Origin of the sequence: Lichenibacterium minor (assembly GCF_004137685.1) — a bacterium.
GTDB lineage: Bacteria > Pseudomonadota > Alphaproteobacteria > Rhizobiales > Beijerinckiaceae > Lichenihabitans > Lichenihabitans minor.
Map to the genome: position 1 here is coordinate 1 of NZ_QYBB01000190.1, position 556 is coordinate 556.

The 556-nt window shown below is 67.8% G+C and carries 1 protein-coding gene; it reads right to left on the reverse strand.

Annotated features, from left to right (window positions below):
- Positions 1-556 (reverse strand): TonB-dependent receptor (locus D3273_RS28690; RefSeq protein ID WP_165359779.1); only part of this gene is annotated, 556 nt, incomplete at both ends.

Below are 556 nucleotides of genomic sequence, written 5' to 3' on the forward strand. Positions count from 1 at the left end.
AGCCACAGCGCGTCGACCCGCACGGCATTGGTGAGCGTCACCTGCGGCGCCACCTGCCATTCCCACATGGCCGAGGCGGCGGCGATCCGGTCGCTGAGCGTGCCGTTGAACGCGTTGGCCGAAGTGATCGCGTTCTCGCGGTATTCCGCACCGAGCCGGAAGGTGTGGGCCGTGCCGATCTTGAAGATGTCGCTGGCCTGAACGACCGTGACGTGCTCCAACCACTTGAGTGGAAGCAAGTCGTCGAAGATGGCGTTCTGGTTCCGGTACACGTCCAGCTGGGCCAGGCCGAGGCCGGTCTCGGCGGCCAGCCGGCTGCGGATGCTGTAGGCTTCGTTGTCCAGCGGCGCATAGAAGCCGGTGTCGGCATAGTAGTTGGTGCTGAACTTGCCGGCAGAGCCGGACAGGTCCCACTCGACCCCGGGCGCGACCTGAACGCGCGCATCGGCGGCGGCGGACCCGGTCTCCGGCCGCGCTATGCCGTTCGACGGCACGCCCGAGAACTCGTCGGCGCGAAACCCCTCCGCGGAAAGCCGGATGCCGGCGGATCCGGGTA